We start from the raw sequence: 1,122 nt of genomic DNA, 5'->3' as shown, positions 1-1,122 counted from the left end.
TGATGGTTCGTCGTGGTCATTATAGCGGTGAAGTGATGGTGGTCTTGATCACTCGAACTAAGAAGCTGAAGGGTGTCGCTGAGATCTCGGCTAAAATTCAAGAACAATGTCCTGATGTTGTCAGCGTTCAACAAAATATTAATCCAGATCAGACGAATGTTATCTTAGGCAAGACGACTAAGGTCATGCGTGGACGAAACTACATTCAAGACCAATTAAACGGCTTGACCTTTAATATTTCGGCACAATCATTCTACCAGGTCAATCCAGTGCAAACAGAGAAACTCTATGCTCGAGCAGTCGAATTAGCTGATTTGCACGGTGATGAAACTGTGATCGATGCATACTGTGGGATCGGAACTATTTCTCTCAGTTTAGCCAAAGCTGCTAAAAAAGTTTATGGTGTAGAAATCGTACCCCAGGCCATTGAGGACGCTAAGGAAAATGCTCGTTTGAATAAACTTGATAATTTGCATTTTGAAGTAGGAACGGCTGAGGAAACGATGAAAAAATGGGCTGATGATGGTATTAAGCCCGCTGTGATCGTTGTTGATCCGCCCCGTAAAGGTTTGACGGCTGATTTCATCGAAGCAGCTGCTAAAACTGCACCGCAAAAAATTGTTTACGTCAGCTGTAATCCGGCTACATTAGTCCGCGACATCGAGCGTTTTGGCGAACAGGGTTACTCTGTCAAACGTCCGTTGGAACCATTCGATCAATTTCCGCAAACGACACATGTGGAGAGTGTTACGGTGCTGGAACGGACAGAAAAATAGCTCATAAACCGCGTCATGGCGGCATTTACGGATAATTAAAAGTTTACTTTTTCCTTTCAGAATGATTGGAATTAGTACACTTTTTCTATTTGGGGCTGGAGGGTCGAGTGTTCTATGTCCTATTTCGATAGTCGAGTAGGTGAATGTCGAGTAGGTGAATGTCCAGTTTGGCAGGTCGTGTTGATTAGGGTGGTGAAAGTGTGCGTAAAGGTTGATATGAAGGCAAATACAGCTGATGCGAAAATGAGCCAATTTAGTGCTGAGGGTTGAGTTAACGTTGGTAATTTAAAAATTACAATAAGACGATATACTTAACATACGCGTGGTGCTAGTTCGTAACATTCAA

At 42.8% G+C, this 1,122-nt stretch carries 1 protein-coding gene; it reads left to right on the top strand.

Annotation, left to right across the window (positions count from 1 at the left end; genetic code table 11):
* Window positions 1–776, top strand: a 776-nt coding sequence (gene rlmD / locus FC65_RS10780) for a 23S rRNA (uracil(1939)-C(5))-methyltransferase RlmD (protein ID WP_082619103.1), incomplete at its 5' end; no start/stop codon positions are given.
* Window positions 777–1,122 lie beyond the last annotated feature (346 nt).

The organism is Ligilactobacillus acidipiscis DSM 15836, assembly GCF_001435755.1.
Lineage (GTDB): Bacteria > Bacillota > Bacilli > Lactobacillales > Lactobacillaceae > Ligilactobacillus > Ligilactobacillus acidipiscis.
Note: the sequence above shows the minus strand (reverse complement) of the source record. Positions and strands in the feature narration are given on the sequence as shown.